Raw genomic sequence first — 21,590 nt, 5'->3', positions numbered from 1 at the left:
TTCTATATTTCTATATTTCTATATTTCTATATTTCTATATTTCTATATTTCTATATTTCTATATTTCTATATTTCTATATTCAAATTAGCTTAAAACACCCACTGTAAACTTGTTCCCTGTGTTTTTAGCCAATCTGATGCAATTTTATGATCAGGAAAAAATGCCTCTACTCTTGCCCAAAAGTCCTTACTGTGGTTTAAATACTGCAAATGAGCAAGTTCATGCACAATTACATAATCAATCACGGCATGAGGAGCCCCTATTAGGTGTAAATTAAAAGTTAGTTCTCGCCTGCTGTTGCAACTCCCCCAACGGCGCTTATATATGGCAATACTTAATTTTTGAGGCAATTCTTCTTTCATTATTTTACAATAATAGTTAATACGCATTTCAATATACGCCGCCAACTTCTCTTCTAAATACTGTTTAATCAAACTTTCGTATTTACCATTGTAATTTTTTACTCTAGTGGAGTGTGTTACTAACAAAACATTATTGTGCTCTTGAATATCAGATAATGAGCTTTCTAAAAAACTTAATTTAACCCAGTCAGAAAATATCTTAATTTTATTATGTATAAGGGGATACTGCTTAATATCGACTGCATTAAGCTGCTTTTTTAATTGTGCTTCAATCCAGGGTTGCTTTTCAAGTAACCAGCTATCGATTTGTTTTTGGGCAACATAATGGGGGGCATATACAGTGACAGATTGATCATGAACCTTTATAGCGACTGTTTTTCTTCGTTTACTTTTTTTTAGTTGGTAATCAAACACTGCTTTCTCTCATTGACCTAATTTTAAGTATTCACTACAAATATTTATGCGCTAATTTGATGTAACCCCATGTTGGTTATCATGTGTGTCATTCATATGATAGCAAAATATTTTTCTATCAGTTTGCATAAAATAAATATAAAAAATAATAACTTGAAAACTATACGTTAAAAAATTGAAACAAACTCATTTTTTATACCGCTCTAGTTAATTAAGTATTTATTTATATGATGAATATATTAAACTGGCTACCTAAAGACTAATTTTTGAGCCAATATGCTATCTGCATTTTTTATTACAGACCACGACCCTAGCCTAGTAGTTAACGGCGTTTACGACCCTCTTTTAGTATCTATATCTGTTTTAATAGCAATATTTGCTTCTTTTTTTACAACCCGATTGATTGATTTAGCCAAAGAAACAAAATTTCATAATTATGAACGCCTAGCAAAATTTACTGCCGCAGCAATATTTTCAGCCGGGATTTGGAGTATGCACTTTATCGGTATGCTGGCCTTCTCGCTCTGCACAAATATTAAATACGACCCAACAATAACTATATTGTCTTTTCTTCCTGCTTTTTTTGCTTGCCTATTTGCAATTTCTATTTTAATTAACAATAAAGCGAGCTTCAAAGTACTTGGTTTATGTTCTGTATTATTAGGCGCAGGCATTGGCACAATGCATTATAGCGGCATGGCCGCTATGGAGTTGGCTCCTTTATTGCGCTACGACCCACTTATGTTTGTTTTATCAATATTTGTTGCAATAGCACTTTCTTTTATTGCTCTTTATAGTCGATTTAACTTAGATAAATTTTTCCCTACATTAACGCCTCTACAAAGCCGCACCATAAGCGCAATTATTTTGGGCCTTGCTGTTGCAGGAATGCACTATATGGGCATGGCAGCAACCCGTTTTGTTGCAACTTCGCCACTGCTATTCGATGATATTAACGCATCCGCCGGTCTTACATTTGTCGCAATTGCTGTTGCTACAGCAACGGTTGCTATTACAAGCGTTGTGGCGGTTATTAACGGAATGGTTCGTTATAAAATGTTGCTAGAAGAAAAGTCTGCCGATGAGTCTCGCCTGAATGCCATACTCGAAACAGCCATCGATGCCATAGTAACGATTGATCACAGAGGGCATATTTTAAGTTTTAATGCCTCAGCCACACATATTTTTGGCTGGCAAGAACATGAAGTAAAAAACAAAAATATAAAAATGTTAATGGATGAAAAGCTCGCTAAGCATCACGATGAATACCTCTCTAATGCAAAAGATGTTAACTCAAACAAGGTGCTCGGTGTAAACCGTGAAATTTTTGCAAAACACAAAGAAGGCCATCTTTTTCCTATTAGAATAGGCATTGGTGAAGTTAACCAGCCAGGACAAACCCCACTTTATGTTGGTTATATCACTGATTTAACCGAACAACGTGAATTACAACGCAGCCTTGTTGAAAAAGAGCAAAAATACCGTTCTTTAATAAACAATATGCCGGGTGCTGTATTTAGATGTAGGCTAGATGATAATTGGAGTATGTTATTCATAAGCCCAAGTATTTTAGAGTTAACAGGTTATCAATCAGATGAATTTACTGAGCATTGCTTAGAGTTTAACGACCTTATTTTAAAAACTGACCAACAGGCAGTAATAGATGCAGTAACTTCAGCAGTTAAAGAAAAGCGCCAATATTCTATCGAATATAGAATTCGCCATAGAAATGGTAAAGTTTTATGGTTATTAGACCAAGGTAGTTTTTACTTTAATAACAAAGGCGAAGCTCAGTGGATAGATGGCGTGTTTGTTGATATCACCGAGCGTAAAGAGTATGAAGAGAAACTCGAAAAAGCGAAACTCATCGCTGAAGAAGCCGCACAAGCAAAACAGTCGTTTATGGCTAATATGAGCCACGAAATACGCACCCCTATGAACTCTATTATCGGCTTTAGCGATCTGCTCATGGATACACCACTCAATAATGAGCAGCAAAAGCACCTTGTTACCGTTAATAATGCAGCCCGTTCGCTTCTTCGCTTGCTTAACGAGGTACTCGATTCAGCTAAATTAGAACGAGGTAAGCTGACCATTGAAGCAGTTCACTTTAGCCTTAAACCTGTTATAGACAGCATCATTTCAACGTTTTGGTTAGAGGCAAAAAAGAAAGACCTTATACTTCATCTTACTATTAAAGAATCAGTGCAAAATACCTATTACGGTGATCCAGACAGGTTAAGACAGATTTTAACTAACCTCATTGGCAATGCGATTAAGTTTACAGAGCATGGCTCTGTGACCATTACCGTAAGCACCACACAAAATGGGCATTTATTTTTTGAAGTGCAAGACACCGGCATTGGGATTGAAAAGGATAGAGTGAGCGCTATTTTTCAACCTTTTGTCCAAGCTGACGGAACGACTACCCGTCGCTTTGGTGGTACAGGGCTTGGAACAACTATCAGCAAACAACTTGTTGAGCTGATGGGGGGAACTATAAATTTAGTCAGTGAAGTTAATAAAGGCACCTGCTTTTATTTTTCGCTTCCTCTTAAAGTGGGTGATGAAGAAAAAATTGACTATTTTGATGGCCTTCATACACAGTTACCTGCCCTAAGAATTTTGGTCGTTGACGACATAGAGCAAAATACTGAGCTCCTCTCGTTATTACTTTCCAGGGATCATCATGCGGTTACAAAAGCGAGTAATGGTCTTGAGGCAATTGACACCTTCAAACAACACGATTTTGATGTCATTTTAATGGATATTCACATGCCAGAATGTGACGGTATTGAAGCTTCGATAAAAATACGCGAGATAGAAAAACAACAACAGTTAAAAAACATTCCTATTATTGCTTTAACCGCCAGCGTTTTACAGCAAGATAAACTATTAGCTAAAAAAGCAGGCATGAATGGGTTTGCAAACAAGCCAATTGACATTAATCAATTAAATCAAGAGATTGCACAAGTACTTGGTTTGGGGGTTTCGAAAGAAATTGAGATAGCACAAACAGATCCAAATGCAAAACACATCGACTTTAAAAAAGGGTTAGCGTTATGGGGATCAAAGTGTAAACAGTTGACTGAAATCACTAAATTTATTAAAGACAATGACAAACGCTTCGACACACTTCTAAACGAGCCTCAGCTAAACACTCAAAATAGCTATAGTCTAATACATACCTTGAAAGGGATTGCTGGAAACCTTGGTCTTATTGCACTAATGAGGCTTTTATCAAATCTAGAGCAAGCTATTAAACAAGGCGAGGACGTTGATAATATTTTACAATCAATAAAAGCTGAACTGGCTGTTATTTCTCAATTGTTAACGACAAAAGAATGTGATCAAGCTGATAAACCTGAAAGTAAAAACAATGTAGTGTCAATTGATGAATTAACACAGCTGTGTGAAGCACTTTATGACTCAGCACAAAACGCTGAATTAAACGATAATGCATTGACGAACCTGCAAACGTTTTCAGGTGAACCCTTTTCAGATGACATTGCCGCAATAGCTGATGCATTTGATGAATTTGATTTTGAAAATGCGATTCTCAAATTAGACACATTGATAAACAAACTAAACGATATATGAGTATATAAATGATTTTTGCTACACACAGGCCTCGGGTTTTAATTGTTGATGATGAACCTGCAAACCTTAAGGTTATGCGAGAAATACTGGGCAATCAGTACCGACTGTCCTTTGCAAAATCAGGAGAAGCAGCCTTAACGTTGCTTGAAAAAGAATTACCTAAACTCATTTTACTCGACATAATGATGCCAGATATGAATGGGTTTGAAGTATGTGAACACGTTAAACGTAATCCAAAAACAGCACACATCCCCATTATTTTTGTCACAGCACTTGGTGACGAGAGCGATGAGTATAAAGGGTTTGAATTAGGTGCGGTCGACTACATAACCAAGCCAATAAGCCCTGCTATTGTAAGAGCGCGTGTTAAAACACACCTTTCTTTGGTACAAGCAGAGCAATTAAAGCAAGCACATATAGATTTAGTTCAGCGCTTAGGGCGTGCCGCAGAGTATAAAGATACCGATACGGGTGAGCACATAGTTCGTATGAGCCAGTACAGTAAAGTTCTTGCGTTAGGCATTGGTATGTCAGAAAATCAAGCAGAGCTTCTACATCAGGCAGCGCCCATGCATGATGTTGGAAAAATAGGCATTCCCGATGCAATTTTATTAAAGCCCGGAAAGTTATCAGAGCAAGAATTTGAACACATGAAAGAGCATGCCTTAATTGGCGCAAAAATCTTAGCTAATTCATCTTCTCCATTGCTTCAACTCGCGCACACATTGGCAATAGAGCATCACGAAAAATGGGATGGAACAGGTTACCCTTACGGTTTAAAAGGCGATGAAATTTCAATCGAAGGTAGAATTGTTGCTGTTGCAGATGTATTTGATGCACTCACATCTAAACGCCCATATAAAGACGCGTGGAGTGTAGAAAAAGCAGTTGCTCATATGAAAGACCAAGCAGGTAGCCACTTTGACCCAGCTATTATTGATTTATTAGTTAATAAACTAGACGAAATACTCAATATCAAGCAAAGCAATCAAGAACGTTAACTCTTTTTAGCACTGTGTGATCCCTGCTCAACAGATGGGTAAAACATCTTAATATGTTCATAATCATGAGATGTTATTTCATGGCTATTACCGCTTTCATCTTTAAAATATATTGAGAACGTAACACCGTGGTCGGCTAATACTGTTTTTATGTCCATTGATTTGAAGTGCGCAAGCCACGCTATAAATTGTTCTCCAGTAGCACCAAACGCAATTCCTTTGCTGCGAACTTGACCTTCAAACAATGCTAAGCGTGTTGTGGTATTTTGGTCTTGGAGTGTTAAAGGCCCTTTGCCTGTCTCGTCCCAAAACGCAAGCTCCTCAACTACTTTAAAGCCAAGTACTTTTTCATACCAAGCCACTGCATTCGAAAGGTTATTTACGTTTATGTGGCAGTGATCAATCCCCGATAATATAGGCTTTGTTTTGTTGCTCATATTACTCACCAATCTCTGACTTTAATTGCTCTAAAAATGCATGCATATAGTGGGTGCGTCTTTGCGCTTCAGCTTTAGCTGATGGCGTGTTCATACTCTTAGCAATATTTAAAAGTTTTATAAAAAAATGATCTAAAGTAAATTTTTTATCGTCAGGCTCTCTAGTTGTACAAAAAGGATCGTCAGGGCTGTAAAGTAAACGCCCTATAGAACCCCCTACTTTCATGCAACGGCTAACACCAATGGCACCAAGAGCATCCATTCTATCTGCATCTTGTACTATTTGCGCCTCAAGTGTTTTAATTTTAATGTTAGCACTAAAGCTATGTGCTGCTATTGCATGGTGAATTTCTTCAAACAAGTTTGCGTCATAACCTAAGCCTTTTAAAAAACTAATCGCTTTATCGGCTGCCATAGTCGATGCTTTGGCTCTGTCAGGGTGATTTTTAGCCACTGCTACACAGTCGTGTAACCATGCTGCAGGCAAAACAATTGCCATATTGGCATTTTCAGCTTCACAAAGTTGTATTGCTACTCTAACCACACGTTCTATATGGGTAATATCATGAGCAACATCAGCATGTTTAAGCGATGTAATAAAATCACGACATTGCCCAGAGAGTATTTTTAATGCGGGAGATAACGTGGTTTCTGCCAAGGTAGTTTCCAAAAATTTATTAACATATTGAATTAGTCATACTTTACCGTGCTTTATAGGCTTCATGCAAAACATTCATTGTATGTTGTCCCTGCCTTGACTAAAATACAGCGCTTATTTAATACAACCGAGAAGCCTTATGTCATCTGCCGTTTATCTCCAAGCTGGTCGCGATAAATCATTAAAAAGAAAACACCCATGGTTATTTTCAAAAGCCATTAAAAAGATCAAAGGTAAACCGGGACTGGGCGACACGGTAACTATTTACGACAGTGAAGGTAAGTATTTAGCAACAGCAGCCTATAGCCCGCATTCTCAGATTCGAGCGCGTGTTTGGAGTTTTGACGAAAAAGAAATTATAGATCAACACTTTTTTGAGAGACGCTTACGCCGAGCACTTGAAGCTCGTAGCCAAGTAATTGAAGAAGGCGGATTAACTGGTTACCGATTATGTGCCGCTGAGTCTGATTACTTACCGGGTGTTACAATCGATAAGTTTGATAATGTACTTGTATGCCAACTACTAAGCGCAGGTGCAGAGCGCCACAAAGGTGAAATTGTAGGCGCACTGATGGCTATATTTCCAGGCAGCAGCATTTACGAACGTTCAGACGTAGACGTACGAACAAAAGAAGGGTTAGAGCCAATTAAAGGGGTACTTTGGGGCTCGGAGCCAACGCAGCCAGTGCTTATTGAAGAAAATGGTTTAAAGCTTGAGGTAGATATTTTAGAAGGTCATAAAACCGGGTTTTACCTAGATCAACGCGATAGCCGTGCAGCACTTGAGCGTTTTTCAAAAGATAAAACAGTGCTTAACTGCTTTAGCTACACAGGGACATTCTCACTTTATGCGCTTCGTGGTGGCTGTACACATGTTACCAACGTTGACGTATCACAACCAGCACTCGATACCGCTAAACGTAATGTTGAGCATAATAATTTAGATTTAAATAAAGTCGATTTTGTTAAGCAAGATGTTTTTAAACTTTTACGCCAGTACAGAGACGAAGGTAAACAGTTCGACACCATTGTTATGGACCCACCTAAATTTGCCGACAACAAGGCGCAGCTAACAGGTGCATGCAGGGGCTATAAAGATATCAATATGATAGCTATGCAAATATTAAAGCCAGGCGGCACACTATTAACATTCTCTTGCTCTGGCTTAATGGAACAAAACTTATTTCAGAAAGTAGTAGCAGACGCAGCACTAGACGCGGGTAAAGACTTGTTAATAATGGAGCGTTTAAACCAAGCAGCTGACCACCCAATTGCGGGCAGCTACCCTGAAGGCTTTTACTTAAAAGGGCTTATCTGTAAAGTTTATTAATTAACATTTAATTGGTTAATTAAACTCTATTATCTCAAGCCCTGCCGTAATCGTGCCATCATCTTCTTTGCTGGCACGTATTACCTTAGCGGTCGCTTTTAAAGGGGCAATACTTGGATGGGTTGATGCAATATCAACAGACAAAAGTGTATTTGGTTCTAATAAATCATCTAAATGCAGCGACAATCCCGTTGCACTTAAATCTACACATTCAGCAGTGTAAGTTAAGCCTGCAACCGGCTCAATAGTTGTAAGCATTGCAGTAGCGTTTACCTGCATGCGTCTATAGTTTCGTTTATCTTCTGTGAACATAATTCCCTCTAAACTATTGTGTTTATTTGCTCTAACAGTGCACTTATGGCAAACGGTTTGACTACATAAGCATCACAACCGGCGTCAAACCCTGTTTTCTTCTCAAGCTCAGACTCAAGGCCTGACACCATAACCACAGGAATGTTTTTAGTTTCTGGCGTATGTTTTAGCATTCTGCACGTATCGTAGCCATCAAGGCCTGGCATACATACATCGAGTAAAATAATGTCAGGAGGATTGGCAATTGCAGACGCAAGACAGTTCTGACCAGAGTCAGCATAGCTAACGTCAAATTTAGACTCTAGTGCAGGTTTAAGCATTTCGTAATTAAAATACTCATCATCTACAACTAATAGTCGTTTTGTTTTAGGTTCAATCACCGAGGACATGCTTATGTCGTTTCCTTCTCAAAACAAAAATAAATCCTACCTTTAAGGTACTAACCTTCTTGATAAATGCAAGCATTATTCAACTTCTTTTATAGCATTTAAAATTCGTTTAGACGAAATAGGGTAAGGCGTTCCTAGCGTTTGTGCAAATAATGAAACTCTTAGCTCTTGTTGCATCCAAAATATAGCTTCTATCTCGCTGGGTATTGGCATACCTTTGGGTATTTTATTAGTCAGCTTTTTATACTCAGCTGCCACTTTATCAAGCTCAAGTACACACACTCTGTCTCTGTTTGGGTCAACAGGGAGCTTTTCTAATCGCTTTTGAATCGCTTTCAAATAACGAATTAAATCAGTCAGCTTAGTCGCACCATGTTGACTAACAAACCCTTTAAAAATTAACGACTCAAGCTGAGACTTAATATCGCCATGCGCAGTGATCATGGTCAAATCAACCCGCCCTTTCATTTTTTTATGTAGCGCATGCGCAATGCTAAGAACTTGTTCAACGTGAATAGCTATATCGACTACAGCGTCACCTAGCTCGCCACGTATTTCTTCTTTTACACTTTCAAACTCACTGCTCGTTCTAATATCGCCATATTTGAGTAATAAGCTATCAACACCCGCGGCAATACAATCATTAATTAAATCGGCTATTTTTCCAAAAGGATTAAAGTACAATCCCAACTTAGCCTTATTAGGCAGATTTTGCTGTAAATATTTAATAGGTGAAGGCACATTTAATAATACCAATCGGCGAAGGCCTTGCTGGTGTGCAATCTGTGCCTTTATTTCGTTATCAAATAGCTCAACCGCAGCACTTGATTTTTTATCCACCAGCGCTGGATACGCTTTTATTTCGTACTGGCCTTGCTTTTTAACGTAAGACTTAGGTAATTCACCAAAGTCCCATTGTGTTAAGTCTGCTTTTTCAATACCGTCATCCGCAACTTTAGAAAGTGTTTCAGTTACCTCTCCTTGAAGCTCTGCTTTGAGCTTCGCAAGGTCTAGACCGCGAGCAAGTAGTTTATTGTGCTCATCGCGTACTTCAAAATGTAAGCGTAAATGAGAAGCAAGTGATGTTAAATCCCACGCTTCAGGGTCAACGCGCACACCGGTCATTCTCAACAAGCGTGTGGTAAGTGCGTCAAGCAACGTGCCTTGCATCGGCTCTACCGCCGCAATAACAGCATCGGCATAATTAGGAGCGGGCACAAAGTTACGTCGAAGTGATTTTGGTAGCGATTTAATCAAGCCACTAATAAGTTCGTGCCTAAACGCAGGGATATGCCAATCAAAACCGGTTTCTTGCACTTGATTTAATAAGGCAACGGGTATTTGCACCGCAACACCATCAACCGCTTGACCTGGATCAAAGTGATACGTAAGCGGTAATATTAAATTATCTTGCTGCCATGTATCTGGGTAATCAAACTCTGTAATACTGTTTGCACCATGGCGCATTAACTCATCGCGAGTCATATGTAGATAGTGTTTATTTTGTTGTTTTTGAGTTTTATACCACTTTAAAAAAGCGGCTCGATTGTTAATTTCTTTTGGTATTTTTTTATCGTAAAACTCAAATAAGGTTTGCTCATCAACTAAAATATCACGGCGGCGCGACTTATTTTCAAGAACTTGTATGTCTTCTATTAGCTCACGGTTAAACTGTAAAAAACGTTCGTTTAAACCAAGCTCTTGTTCAACCAGTGCGGTGCGTACAAACAGCTCACGACTAACTTTAGGGTCTATATTGCTATACACACAGCGGCGCTTATTAACAACTAACAACCCATATAAAGTTTGTTGCTCAAAGGCAATAACAGCTCCAGGTTTTTTCTCCCAGTGGGGCTCAGAGTAGCTGCGTTTTACCAAATGTTGGGCTAAAGGTTCAACCCAACTGATATCGATTTTTGCATTAGTGCGCGCATACAATTTACTCGTTTCAACAAGCTCTGCTGACATAATCCATTTAGGCGCTTTTTTAAATAAACCTGACCCCGGAAAAATATGAAACTGACTATTACGCGCACCTTTGTAAGCTTGTTTTTCGTCCTTAAAACCAATATGGCTAAGCATACCGCTTAGTAAGGCTTTGTGTACGGCTTCACTATCAGCAACATCACTTGTTGCCTTCATGCCCATTTCGTTACACACAGTACTTATTTGATACACAATATCTTGCCATTCACGCAGGCGCATATAGGCTAGGAAGTCTTTTTGGCATAATTTTCTAAACTGACTGTTTGTCAGCTCGCTTTGTTGCTCTTCTAGGTAATTCCACAAATTTAAAAAGGCAATAAAGTCTGAATCAGGATCATCAAAGCGGCCGTGTTTTTCATTCGCTGCTGCACGTTTTTCTTGAGGTCGTTCACGTGGGTCTTGGATAGATAAAGCAGCCACAATGATGATAACTTCACGAAGTGCACCTAACTTATGCGCTGTTAACACCATTTTAGCCAAACGCGGATCAACGGGTAATCGGCTCAGCTCCCTACCCGATTGCGTTAACGCAGTTCTATTATCTCGTTTAGACGACTTTACTGCTTGTAACTCCTCAAGCAGAGTCAAACCATCATTGATATTTCTGCTATCTGGCGCTTGCACAAATGGAAATTGCGCCATGTCACCCAAGCCCAGAGCAAGCATTTGTAAAATAACAGAGGCTAAGTTTGTACGTAGAATTTCCGGGTCAGTAAACTCAGGGCGAGATAAAAAGTCATCCTCAGAATACAGGCGAATACAAATACCCGCTTCAACACGCCCACAACGGCCCATACGCTGATTAGCGCTTGCTTGTGAAATAGGCTCGATTGGTAAACGCTGAACTTTTGTACGGTAGCTGTAGCGACTTATGCGCGCAGTACCTGGATCTATAACATAGCGAATACCCGGTACGGTCAATGACGTTTCAGCCACGTTAGTCGATAAAATAATATGGCGGCGCGAATGCGGTGCAAATATTCGGTTTTGCTCTGCATTTGATAAACGCGAATACAGTGGGAGTACATCAGTGTGTTTTAAATTTCGCTTACTCAACGCATCTGCAGTGTCGCGAATTTCACGTTCACCATTTAAAAATATGAGTATGTCGCCGGGGCCTTCTGCACATAGCTCATCAACGGCATCAAAAATACCTTGTAACTGGTCGCCTTCGGCTTCCATACCCTCTTTTTTAATATCGCTAATTGGGTTGTAACGAACATCAACAGGGAAAGTACGACCTGATACCTCAATGATAGGTGCATGATTAAAATGCTTAGAAAAACGCTCAGGATCAATAGTTGCTGAGGTAATAATAACTTTTAAGTCTGGACGCTTTGGCAGTAAGTTTTTTAAGTACCCTAAAATAAAGTCAATGTTTAAACTACGCTCGTGGGCTTCATCAATAATTATGGTGTCGTATTGATTTAAAAAGCGATCTTGCTGAATTTCGGCCAGTAAAATACCGTCTGTCATCAGTTTGATGTATGTGCTGTTAGAAACCTGATCGCTAAAGCGGATTTTAAATCCCACTTGTTGGCCAAGTTCACACTTCATCTCATCAGCAATACGGTTTGCAACAGTGCGTGCGGCTAACCTACGTGGTTGTGTATGGCCAATAAAACCATCAACTCCGCGGCCAAGCTCTAAACACATTTTAGGTATTTGCGTCGTTTTCCCCGAGCCCGTTTCACCGGCAATTATAACAACTTGATTATTTGCTATTGCGTCTTTAATGGCTTGTTTTTTTTGACTTACAGGCAGTTGCTCAGGGTATGTTACCTGTGGCAAGTTAGCTAATCGTTTTTCTTTTGATTGTTGGCTGCGGGTTATATCTGCGGCTATTTTTTCAAGCGCATTGGCTTGTTTAGTTTCGTCGGCTATTTTTTTAACACCATGAAGGCGTTTTTTGAATATGAATTGATCTTTTTTTAAGCACGTTTTTAGCTCGCCAAACAACTGACCTAGGTTAACCACCCGCATACCTTATAAAATATGTAAAAGAGCCATAATTGTATCAAAGTTAACGGCTCGGGTTAATCCTACAAATCATTAAACACTCAGTTGTTTGACATTTAATCACATGTATCAGTCTGTATTCCTATTCGCCTTTAAAAATGCCTACATAAGTTGCTCGCGTATTCGATTTACTCGCGCGATACATTCCCGACGTGTTAAACGGTAAGCTAATATTGCCTTGTGTGTCGAGAATAATAACACCGCCTGTACCACCTATTGGCTTTAATACCTTGTTTATTACTTCATCACCGGCTTGGGAGATTGTAATGCCTTGGTATTTAACACGAGCGCAAATATCACTTGCCACATTGTAGCGAATAAAATATTCACCATGGCCGGTTGCCGATACCGCACATGACTCATTCTCAGCAAACGTACCAGCACCTATAACAGGAGCATCTCCAACACGGCCGTAGCGCTTTGCCGTCATTCCACCGGTTGATGTGCCTGCAGCTAAATTACCATTTTTATCAAGAGCAACAGCGCCAACAGTGCCCATTTTAAAGTTATTAGGGAGCGCATTGTGTGCGGCTTGATATGACTTAGTTGTTGCTTTGGCTTTATCGAGCTTATCTTTTGCTTTAAGCAGAGCATCGTAACGATGTTTAGTATCAAAAATATTATTTTCGATAAGTTCAATACCTTGCTCTTTTGCAAATTCCTCAGCACCTTGTCCACTGAGCATAACGTGCACTGAGTTATCCATAACTAAACGAGCAAGTTTAATTGGGCTCTCTACATGTTTTACACCTGCAACAGCCCCAGCTTGGCGGTTACGCCCGTCCATAATTGATGCGTCGAGTTCATGCCCACCGTCGTATGTATATACTGCACCGCGCCCTGCATTAAAAAACTCAGACTGTTCTAATACTGTAATTGCAGCAGTCACCGCATCTAAGCTTTCCCCGCCTTTTTCAAGTACGCTGTAACCTGCTTCAACAGCTTCGGATAATTTAGCACGGTAGGCTTTTTCTTGCTCAGGGAAAAATTTTGCTTTATCTATTGTTCCTGCGCCACCATGAATGGCAATTGCAAGCGGAGATTCTTCACTTAGTGCACTGTGACTAAACCCTATGCACGCACTGGCTAAAATAGATAATAAGATTATTTTTTTCATGACTGGCCCTTATCAAAAAAGTATTAAAACCAATGTGAACGGTTAAAACGTAAATTTCAACTAAAGTAAGTTTAAAGGCATAAAAAAAGCGCCTTGAGGCGCTTTTTATAGTTAACGTGTTTAAATTAAGCTTGTTTGGCTTTTAAACGCGCTAAACGTGCTACTTGGTGAGTAGACGTTAAGAAAGAGTAAATTGGTGCTAAATAGCCGCGCTTACGAAGCTCTAAGAAGTCTGCATCGCTTAGCTCATTTAGTTTTTTCTCGTCGATAAGATAAATACCGTTGATGTCTTTTTTCTCGCCTTTGATGTCTACTGTTAACGTTTGTGCTATTAGTAGCTCTTTATCAGCAAGGAATTTAGTGAACGCATCTGTTACTTGAGAAAACTCAATAAAAGACACTAGCGACTCTTTGCGACGTTTTAGGTAATCTGTTTCTTCACCGTTTTCAAATAAAGCATTACCGTCTGTTTCGCTTACAAGTGGGCTTGCTTCATCAATAACAATACCAAATTGGTCTTGCTCTGGGTGTTTAACTAAACCTAGTGGGTAACGTGTAGACGCCATTGGTGCAAAAGAAGCTGTCCATTTGTCGCCTTCAACAAATAAGTTTTCGCCTGGCTCTAGGCCAAACATTGCAACTGCTTGGAAAGTACCTGCTTCGTTATTTTTAACAAACGACATAGGAAACTCATTTGCTACACGCGCAAACTCATGTGCTACTACAGGCACTAAATGTTGAGTTTTCATAAATTCTACATTGATGCCGTTTTGAATTTTAATGTTGGCATGTTTTTCATTGTGTAAAGGCTGTACTTGTTGCTCCGCCATGTTACTGCTCCGTTTTTAATTTTATAAGTTTCATTGTTAATGCACTAAGGCTAATGCTTTTGAGGCGAAAAAGGAAGGGAAAGTTTTATGACATAAGCCATCTAAAAATAAAATTTAAATAAATCTGCACGTTGCCAAAAAACATACACGTAATAATTTTAAAATACGCTTAAAAATAAAGCGTTGCGCGGCTATTTAGCATACAAAACTAAGCAACCCATTTACAATAGTTAACAGATATTCACCTATAAACTTACTCATATTGGGGAATATTTAAACAAACAAAAAGGCAGCTAATTTAGCCGCCTTTATAAAATTGAGTGAGTACTGCAAATTTGATTAAATTATGGAGCCCAATACACTTCAATATTTATATCAGGATGGTTTAGCACAGCACGCAGAGGCATATCGTTAACATCGCCCCCTGCCTTAGCTTGCTTATAAACAGCGAGTTTTTCTTCACCGCTAATAAGTAGTTTTACCACTTTAGAATTTGCTATTGCATGCAAAGTAAGCGTCATACGCTCGGTAATACTCCCCGTCACGTCGCTTTGTATTGCGTTAATCGCACAAACCGTTTGAGTGGTGGTTAAACCATTTTCTAATCCATCTGCGTGTGGAAACAAAGATGCAGTGTGACCATCAGGACCCATACCTAAAATAGTTACATCATAAGGCGTTTTCAGTGCACTATACGCGGCTTCACATTTTTCAGCACCTTGTTGTGCAGTAGAAGCATCGTTTTTCATTGTTATAAAGTTGGCTGCATTGCCAAAATTTTGCAACAACGTACTTTTAATAAAAGCTTCATTACTTTTCTCGTGATTTGGCTCAACCCAGCGCTCATCAACCATGGCTACGTCAACGTTCTGCCAATCTAAATCAAGGGTTGATAAATGCTTATATGCTGCAGCGGGTGATGACCCGCCTGATACCATTAGTACCGCGCGGCCATCATCTTTAATACCATCTATTAATGATTGCTCTAAGGTTGCCGATAACTCTTTTGTGAGAGCATCTTTGTCATCAAAAAATTTTTCAACTAAAGTCGCCATAATTATGCCTTATCACCTGTGTTAAACCACACATGGTTGTTTTCTGCTAATAGTTCATCGGCATCATCAGGCCCCCACGTACCGGCGCGGTAAAGTGCAGGCTTACCTTTTTCTTGCCAACGCTCAACAATCGGGTCAATCCATTTCCATGCTTGACGAACCTCATCACGGTGAATAAACAACGATGGGTTATTTGCAGCCGCATCAAGCATTAAACGTTTATATGCATCAGAATGGAAACCATTGCTGTAAGCTTGTGATAACTCAATGTTCATCGTTACCGGCTCTAATTGCATTTCAAGGTTATCCAAACGCTTTGACATAAGCGTTAGCTGAATCGTTTCTTCTGGCTGAAGGCGAATAACTAAGCGGTTTGGTTCAATGTTGCCAACATTTTCTTCATAAATATTGTGCGATACTTTTTTGTACTCAACCACTATTTCAGCACAACGTTTTGCCATGCGTTTACCTGTACGAAGGTAAAATGGTACGCCAGCCCAGCGCCAATTATCAATGTGTGCACGAATAGCAACAAAGGTTTCTGTTTTACTAGCGCCTTCGTTTAGCTCTTCTAGGTAGCCAGGAACTATTTTTCCGTTTAAATCGCCCGGTACATATTGGCCGCGTACTATGTTGCTATCAACATCTGAATCAATAAGTGGACGAAGCGCTTCGAGTACTTTTAGTTTTTCGTTACGAATACTATTAGCATTAAGCTTATTAGGTGCTTCCATTGCAACAAGGCACAAAAGCTGTAATAAGTGATTTTGAACCATATCACGAAGTGCACCGGCTTTGTCGTAAAACCCAGCTCTGCTCTCAAGGCCTACGGTTTCAGAAAGACTAATTTGAATATTATCAATCGATTTAGCATCCCACATGTTTTCAAATAATGAATTTGAAAAACGCAGTGCCATTAGGTTTTGTACTGTTTCTTTACCTAAGTAATGGTCTATACGGAAAATTTGGTCTTCTTCAAAAAATTCAGCAATTTTAGCGTTTATTGCTTCTGCAGATTCACCACAGTAACCGATTGGTTTTTCTACTACTACACGCGATGTTGGCGTAATCAAATCTTTTGTAGAAAGAATTTCACAACACTTGCCATAAACGGCTGGTGGTAAAGATAAGTAAAACACGCGAGATTTAGTGCTATCGTGCTCATCTAAGATCTCTTTGAGTACATCCCAGTTATCGTCAGCTTCAGTAACATTACTCACCACTGGCACTAAATAAGTAGAAAATGCTTTCCAATCTTTGGCGTTAAATTCACCTTTACTTAAAAACTCTTGCAGTGCTTTGTGCGCTGTTTCAATGTATTCGGCACGTTTGCTTTCTTCACGAACTGTTGGCAGGATGCGTGAGCCTTCAGGTAAGTTCCCTTCTTGATATGCTCTGTACATTGCAGGTAGTAATTTGCGTAACGCAAGATCACCACCGCCCCCAAAAATTATGATATCAAAAGGATTAAGCATAGTTACTCTCTACGTTGTGATACCCCGTCCTAAATAAGTTCGCGGGTATGCCTGTTTATAACTTGAATTATGATAGCTTTTACAAAGTGTTAAAAAGCCTGCTGAATTGTTCTTAATTGATGACGTATTATTATTTTTTTATCATCTACGCTTTATTAAATGAGCCTTAGGATTCTGTATCTCCTCTCACAAAAATACAGACCCTAAGCACTCCAGCGCTACCCGTTCAAAGGTACTCGGTTTACCTACTTTTAAGTAGGTTAAATTGTTACTGCGTACGGTGTTGCTTATAGTACGCCATCAGTCCACTTGTAGAGCTATCGTGATCGTGATTTACACTATCATCTGTCAGCTCAGTTTCAATTTTAGATGCCAAGCCTTTACCCAGTTCAACACCCCATTGATCAAATGAACAAATGTCTAAAATTATGCCTTGGCAAAAGATTTTGTGTTCGTATAACGCAATTAAACGCCCTACCGTTTTAGCATCAACAGTGTCTAGCAACATTGATGTTGTTGGACGGTTTCCTTGATGAATTTTGTGATTTAGTAGTTCATCAATCTGCGCCTGCGATTTACCTTTAGCTGTTAAGTCGGCTGTAACTTGTTCTGCATCAACGCCACTCATCATTGCTTCTGTTTGAGCAAAAAAGTTTGATAATAAAATGTCATGATGCTTATCAACATTAATTTGTGGTTTAACAGATGCAATAAAATCTGCTGGCACAATCACGTTGCCTTGGTGCAGGCATTGATAAAACGCGTGCTGACCGTTAATACCAGTCATACCCCAAATGATTGGTACCGTGGTGTACGGTACTACTTTGCCTGCAAAGTTAACATGCTTACCGTTACTTTCCATTTCACCTTGTTGTAAATACGCAGGTAACATGTGAAGAGATTGGTCGTAAGGTAAAATTGCTTGCGACGTATACCCTAAAAAGCTGGTATTCCAAACACTTAACAAAGCCATTATTAAAGGAATATTCTGCTCAAGCGGCGCATTTTTAAAGTGTTCATCAACTTCAAAAGCACCTGTTAGTATTTCTTCAAATGCGTCATAACCTAAATACAGCGCAATCGGTAAGCCTATCGCACTCCATAATGAAAAGCGACCACCTACCCAATCCCACATAGTGAATACGTTTTCATCAGCAATACCAAAGGCAGCTGTTTTTTCTAAATTTGTACTTACTGCAACAAAATGTTTAGCAATTGTGCTTTCATCTTTTGTTGTTTCTAAAAACCAATCTACCGCTGTTTTAGCGTTCGTCATGGTTTCTGATGTAGTAAATGTTTTTGACGAGATAACAAATAGTGTTGTTTCAGGATCAATATTTTTAAGTACAGAAGCAATTTGTACACCATCAGCATTTGACACGTAATGCACATTTAACGTGTTGTCTGCGAGTGCTTTTAACGCCTCAGTTGCCATTTGAGGACCTAGGTTCGACCCGCCTACTCCAATGCTAACAACGTCTTTCACCGCTTTGCCCGTATAACCAAGCCATTGGCCGCTTCGCACTCTTTCAACAAATACTTTAATTTTGGCAAGTTCATTATCAACCGCTTGTGTTACATTTTCTCCATCAACAATTAATGGAGTATGTGCACGATTACGTAATGCAGTATGCAGTACAGAGCGCTCTTCGGTGATGTTGATTTTCTCACCGCTAAACATTTTGTCTCGCCAAGAGGCAATATCGCACTCTTTAGCAAGCGACACTAAATTAGCAAAGACATCGTTATCAATTAATTGTTTAGAGTAGTCGAATAATACACCTGGGATCTGAGTTGAAAACTTAGAAAAGCGGGTACCGTCTTGTGCAAATAACGTTTTAAGATGTGTTTGTTTCATCTTAGCAGCACTTTGTTCAAGGGCTTGCCAACTTGCTAATTGCGTTCGGTTCGACATTTAAATATCCTCTAAAAATTTTAACCGGTTGATTTATAGTTTCTTTTTATAATGTAAAAGTCTTTAATCCGCGCTAAACACACTAAAATAAAACGCTGATAGTATAGTTAAAAACGTAAAAAAAGCGCTGCTTTTACTATTTTATACGCAGATGATAACGCAATTTTTGTCTTTTGACACCGGTATCATAAATATTTTGCAAATTATTTTACCCGCAATTTCAAAGGCACCCACAAAGCTTAATCGATTAAGTTACTATATTCGTGAATTTTACTAAACGTTCAGTACTTTTTTAATAGTTATGACATTTATGTGAATAAATAAAAAATCGGCTACCAGAGCCGATTTAATTTGAATCCTATTAGTGTCGTATAATTAGAGGCTCAATGCCAAACCACCCTCTAAGTTATACACTGTTTGATACCCTAGTTGTGTTAGGTTAGCAGCCGCAAGCTTTGATCGGTTACCGCTACGACATAACAATATATATTTACCGCTCTTACTAAGCTGACCTTCCATCAATGCGTTAGCCATTCTACTAAGCGGTATATTAAGTGTTTTTATTTTTTGGGTGCGAAACAATTGCGATACATTATTGGCACCATGCTCGTATGGCTCTCTAGTATCAATCAAATACGCATCGTTTTTAGTAAGCATTGCCTTTGCACTATCAAAATTTAATTGCTGAATAGATGATTCGGGCAACGCGGTAACATAACCACACAATTGTGACCTCGATTTTTCATTAGCCTGATCATCAAGCTGTTTTTTAATAACAAATTCATCAATACTCATTTGGCCGTTTATTAATCCGTTTAATAAAGGTGTTTGTTGTTGCTCTGCCTCCCAGTTCATCGCAAAACATTGTAAATAATCATGTCCTGAGCAAATCACACTTGTTTCATCTAGCTGCTCAGCAAGCGCTAGAATAGAATGAGCCATGGCCTTTGCACTGCCACCAGCCAGAGACGTGTTCCCCAAGCCTGCGGGTAATATTAGGTCACCACAAAAGCAATAATTGATGTGATTATCTTCATTTTTTAGAACATAACTTACGCTATCTTCACTGTGCCCTGGTGTGGCTATTTTTTCTAATCGTTGGTTATTTAGGTCAATATACGCTGCATGTATTGGCCACCCCAGTTTATCTATTTCAATGTCATCGCATCGACTCCCCAATACACTGCGTAATAAAGTAACGCCGCAATGGCGCTCTTGGTGAGCATGCGTATTAAGCACTGCCTTAATAGTGAGGTTTTGTGTATTGGCTATTTTTTCTAAACGCGGTATGAGCTCTACAATAGGATCTATAATAATTGCCTGTTTATTCTCACTTACATATAACCAACAACAAGCTCCTTGGTGCCTAAACTGGGTTAAACCAATCGCGCACACATCTTGGTGAGGGGTTGCGCTATCAGATACTATTAAACAGTTAGCCTGCAATATGGCTTTTAATGCACGTATAGATTCACACGCATTTGCAATTTCTTCGGCTGTAGCTGCGGGACCAAACGATAGCCTAATTGCATTTTCACTCTGCCATTGGTTAATACCCATAGCATCAAGCACAAAGCTCGTTGAAGAACCCGTGCTACATGCAGACCCTCCACTGACACGAATACCAGCAGCATCAAATAAATCAATCACTTCTTTGCTTGTTAGTTCATTTACCGCAAAGTTGAGCGTTGTTGGTACCGAATGCTCAAAACTATGATTAAACGTAACATCACCAAAAGTATCTTCAATCGCGAATTTTATTTGCGCGCGGTAGCTATTGAGCACATCGAGTGGTTTAAACGTGGTATCTGACCTGTCTAGCAGTAAGCTAAATAGTTTATTTAACCCGGCAATACCGGGTAAGTTCTCGGTACCCGAACGCATCCCGCTCTCTTGCCCGCCCCCTGCTATAAACGGTGTATAGGCACTGCCAGCTCGTATATATAAAAAACCGATGCCTTTGGGTGCATAAAGTTTATGGCCCGAAAAGGGAGCATAATCTATTGTGGTCGCGCTCAGATTGAGTTGCTTTTTGCCCAATGCTTGAACACAATCGACCATCCACGACACGTCAGGGTTTAAAAAACGGATCGTTTGTTCAATAGCATCTAAATCTTGATACACACCGGTTTCATTGTTTACCGCCATTGTGCATATCATAAGCGCATTAGGAATGTGTTCTGCAATAAAAGTAAGGTCTAGAATTCCATTGCTATCTACCGGAATTGCTAAAATTTTGGCATTAATGCCCAATACATCATTCCAATGCTTTAAGGTATTAGGTACCGCTTTGTGCTCTGTAGCACCATACAACAGTACTGGATTATCTATTTTATGAGTTTTAGCATTAATGAGTGTGGATACGACAGCGGTTTGAATGCCTTCAGTCGCGCCAGAGGTAAACAAAATATTTCCCTCTTTTGCGCCTATCACTGTTCGTGCGTTTTCACGGGTTTGCTCTAACAAATGCTTAGCTTGAATACCTGTAATGTGTGGGCTTGATGGATTACCAAAGCAAATTTGCATTGTATGAGAGACCACCTGAGCAATGCATGGCAACACCGGCGTTGTTGCATTTGCATCGAGGTAAATTTGCTCAGAGCTAAATAAAGAGTCAGACATCTAAAAACGCACCTTATTACTAAAAGATATATCTTATTACCAATATTACATAACTTTATACGTATTG

The 21,590-nt window shown here is 39.3% G+C and carries 15 protein-coding genes; 3 read left to right on the top strand and 12 right to left on the bottom strand.

Going from position 1 to position 21,590, the window contains the following annotated elements:
• Positions 1-90 precede the first annotated feature (90 nt).
• Positions 91-777 (bottom strand): SprT family zinc-dependent metalloprotease, encoded by a 687-nt coding sequence (locus tag MTF67_RS14860; protein WP_248519953.1) that lies wholly within the window; start codon positions 775-777, stop codon positions 91-93.
• Positions 778-1,053: 276 nt separating this feature from the next.
• Between MTF67_RS14860 and MTF67_RS14855 the strand changes: the two genes are divergently transcribed.
• Positions 1,054-4,377 carry an MHYT domain-containing protein gene (locus tag MTF67_RS14855; protein WP_248519952.1) on the top strand — a complete coding sequence of 1,108 codons (3,324 nt, stop codon included), beginning with the start codon at positions 1,054-1,056 and terminating at the stop codon, positions 4,375-4,377.
• Positions 4,378-4,385: 8 nt separating this feature from the next.
• Positions 4,386-5,378, top strand: a complete 993-nt coding sequence (locus MTF67_RS14850; RefSeq protein WP_248519951.1) for a two-component system response regulator — start codon at positions 4,386-4,388, stop codon at positions 5,376-5,378.
• Here the strand turns inward: MTF67_RS14850 and MTF67_RS14845 are convergent.
• Together MTF67_RS14845 and MTF67_RS14840 are read right to left on the bottom strand one after the other, a co-directional pair.
• Positions 5,375-5,815: a VOC family protein gene (locus tag MTF67_RS14845; RefSeq protein ID WP_248519950.1), complete on the bottom strand. Its 441-nt coding sequence runs from the start codon at positions 5,813-5,815 to the stop codon at positions 5,375-5,377. The two genes, MTF67_RS14850 and MTF67_RS14845, sit on opposite strands and share 4 nt — an antisense overlap.
• Before the next feature lies 1 nt (position 5,816).
• The gene (locus tag MTF67_RS14840) at positions 5,817-6,473 is read right to left on the bottom strand and encodes an HD domain-containing protein (RefSeq protein ID WP_033019123.1); all 657 of its coding nucleotides are present in this window, start codon (positions 6,471-6,473) and stop codon (positions 5,817-5,819) included.
• Between the two features lie 139 nt (positions 6,474-6,612).
• Between MTF67_RS14840 and MTF67_RS14835 the strand changes: the two genes are divergently transcribed.
• Positions 6,613-7,803, top strand: a complete 1,191-nt coding sequence (locus MTF67_RS14835) for a class I SAM-dependent methyltransferase (protein WP_248519949.1) — start codon at positions 6,613-6,615, stop codon at positions 7,801-7,803.
• 15 nt (positions 7,804-7,818) lie between these two features.
• Here MTF67_RS14835 and MTF67_RS14830 read toward each other — a convergent pair whose 3' ends face one another.
• The 9 genes from MTF67_RS14830 to MTF67_RS14790 all read right to left on the bottom strand — a co-directional run bounded on the left by MTF67_RS14830 (position 7,819) and on the right by MTF67_RS14790 (position 21,523).
• Positions 7,819-8,115 carry a PilZ domain-containing protein gene (locus MTF67_RS14830; RefSeq protein ID WP_006792347.1) on the bottom strand — a complete coding sequence of 99 codons (297 nt, stop codon included), beginning with the start codon at positions 8,113-8,115 and terminating at the stop codon, positions 7,819-7,821.
• 8 nt (positions 8,116-8,123) lie between these two features.
• The gene (locus MTF67_RS14825; RefSeq protein WP_008129771.1) at positions 8,124-8,504 is read right to left on the bottom strand and encodes a response regulator; all 381 of its coding nucleotides are present in this window, start codon (positions 8,502-8,504) and stop codon (positions 8,124-8,126) included.
• Positions 8,505-8,579: 75 nt separating this feature from the next.
• Positions 8,580-12,467, bottom strand: coding sequence for an ATP-dependent RNA helicase HrpA (gene hrpA / locus MTF67_RS14820; RefSeq protein WP_248519948.1), 3,888 nt, complete (start codon positions 12,465-12,467; stop codon positions 8,580-8,582).
• A gap of 124 nt (positions 12,468-12,591) precedes the next feature.
• Positions 12,592-13,626: an isoaspartyl peptidase/L-asparaginase gene (locus MTF67_RS14815; protein WP_248519947.1), complete on the bottom strand. Its 1,035-nt coding sequence runs from the start codon at positions 13,624-13,626 to the stop codon at positions 12,592-12,594.
• Between the two features lie 125 nt (positions 13,627-13,751).
• Positions 13,752-14,456, bottom strand: a complete 705-nt coding sequence (locus MTF67_RS14810; RefSeq protein ID WP_006792343.1) for a SapC family protein — start codon at positions 14,454-14,456, stop codon at positions 13,752-13,754.
• A 344-nt stretch (positions 14,457-14,800) separates the two neighbouring features.
• Positions 14,801-15,511, bottom strand: coding sequence for a 6-phosphogluconolactonase (gene pgl / locus MTF67_RS14805; RefSeq protein ID WP_248519946.1), 711 nt, complete (start codon positions 15,509-15,511; stop codon positions 14,801-14,803).
• Between the two features lie 2 nt (positions 15,512-15,513).
• On the bottom strand, positions 15,514-16,986 hold the full coding sequence (zwf, locus tag MTF67_RS14800) for a glucose-6-phosphate dehydrogenase (RefSeq protein ID WP_248519945.1): 1,473 nt from the start codon (positions 16,984-16,986) through the stop codon (positions 15,514-15,516).
• 268 nt (positions 16,987-17,254) lie between these two features.
• Positions 17,255-18,901 (bottom strand): glucose-6-phosphate isomerase, encoded by a 1,647-nt coding sequence (gene pgi / locus MTF67_RS14795; protein WP_248519944.1) that lies wholly within the window; start codon positions 18,899-18,901, stop codon positions 17,255-17,257.
• A 375-nt stretch (positions 18,902-19,276) separates the two neighbouring features.
• Entirely contained in the window at positions 19,277-21,523 is a 2,247-nt protein-coding gene (locus MTF67_RS14790; protein ID WP_248519943.1) for an aminotransferase class V-fold PLP-dependent enzyme, read from the bottom strand.
• Positions 21,524-21,590 lie beyond the last annotated feature (67 nt).

Origin of the sequence: Pseudoalteromonas sp. 2CM32C (assembly GCF_023161925.1) — a bacterium.
GTDB classification, from domain to species: Bacteria; Pseudomonadota; Gammaproteobacteria; order Enterobacterales; family Alteromonadaceae; genus Pseudoalteromonas; species Pseudoalteromonas marina.
Note: the sequence above shows the minus strand (reverse complement) of the source record. Positions and strands in the feature narration are given on the sequence as shown.

Excerpts from the sequence above, each read along its gene's own strand:
- MTF67_RS14855 (WP_248519952.1), top strand. The coding sequence starts at position 1,054 with ATGCTATCTGCATTTTTTATTACAGACCACGACCCTAGCCTAGTAGTT.
- MTF67_RS14850 (WP_248519951.1), top strand. The coding sequence starts at position 4,386 with ATGATTTTTGCTACACACAGGCCTCGGGTTTTAATTGTTGATGATGAA.
- MTF67_RS14845 (WP_248519950.1), bottom strand. The coding sequence starts at position 5,815 with ATGAGCAACAAAACAAAGCCTATATTATCGGGGATTGATCACTGCCAC.
- MTF67_RS14835 (WP_248519949.1), top strand. The coding sequence starts at position 6,613 with ATGTCATCTGCCGTTTATCTCCAAGCTGGTCGCGATAAATCATTAAAA.
- MTF67_RS14830 (WP_006792347.1), bottom strand. The coding sequence starts at position 8,115 with ATGTTCACAGAAGATAAACGAAACTATAGACGCATGCAGGTAAACGCT.
- MTF67_RS14825 (WP_008129771.1), bottom strand. The coding sequence starts at position 8,504 with ATGTCCTCGGTGATTGAACCTAAAACAAAACGACTATTAGTTGTAGAT.
- MTF67_RS14815 (WP_248519947.1), bottom strand. The coding sequence starts at position 13,626 with ATGAAAAAAATAATCTTATTATCTATTTTAGCCAGTGCGTGCATAGGG.
- MTF67_RS14810 (WP_006792343.1), bottom strand. The coding sequence starts at position 14,456 with ATGGCGGAGCAACAAGTACAGCCTTTACACAATGAAAAACATGCCAAC.
- pgl (WP_248519946.1), bottom strand. The coding sequence starts at position 15,511 with ATGGCGACTTTAGTTGAAAAATTTTTTGATGACAAAGATGCTCTCACA.
- zwf (WP_248519945.1), bottom strand. The coding sequence starts at position 16,986 with ATGCTTAATCCTTTTGATATCATAATTTTTGGGGGCGGTGGTGATCTT.
- pgi (WP_248519944.1), bottom strand. The coding sequence starts at position 18,901 with ATGTCGAACCGAACGCAATTAGCAAGTTGGCAAGCCCTTGAACAAAGT.
- MTF67_RS14790 (WP_248519943.1), bottom strand. The coding sequence starts at position 21,523 with ATGTCTGACTCTTTATTTAGCTCTGAGCAAATTTACCTCGATGCAAAT.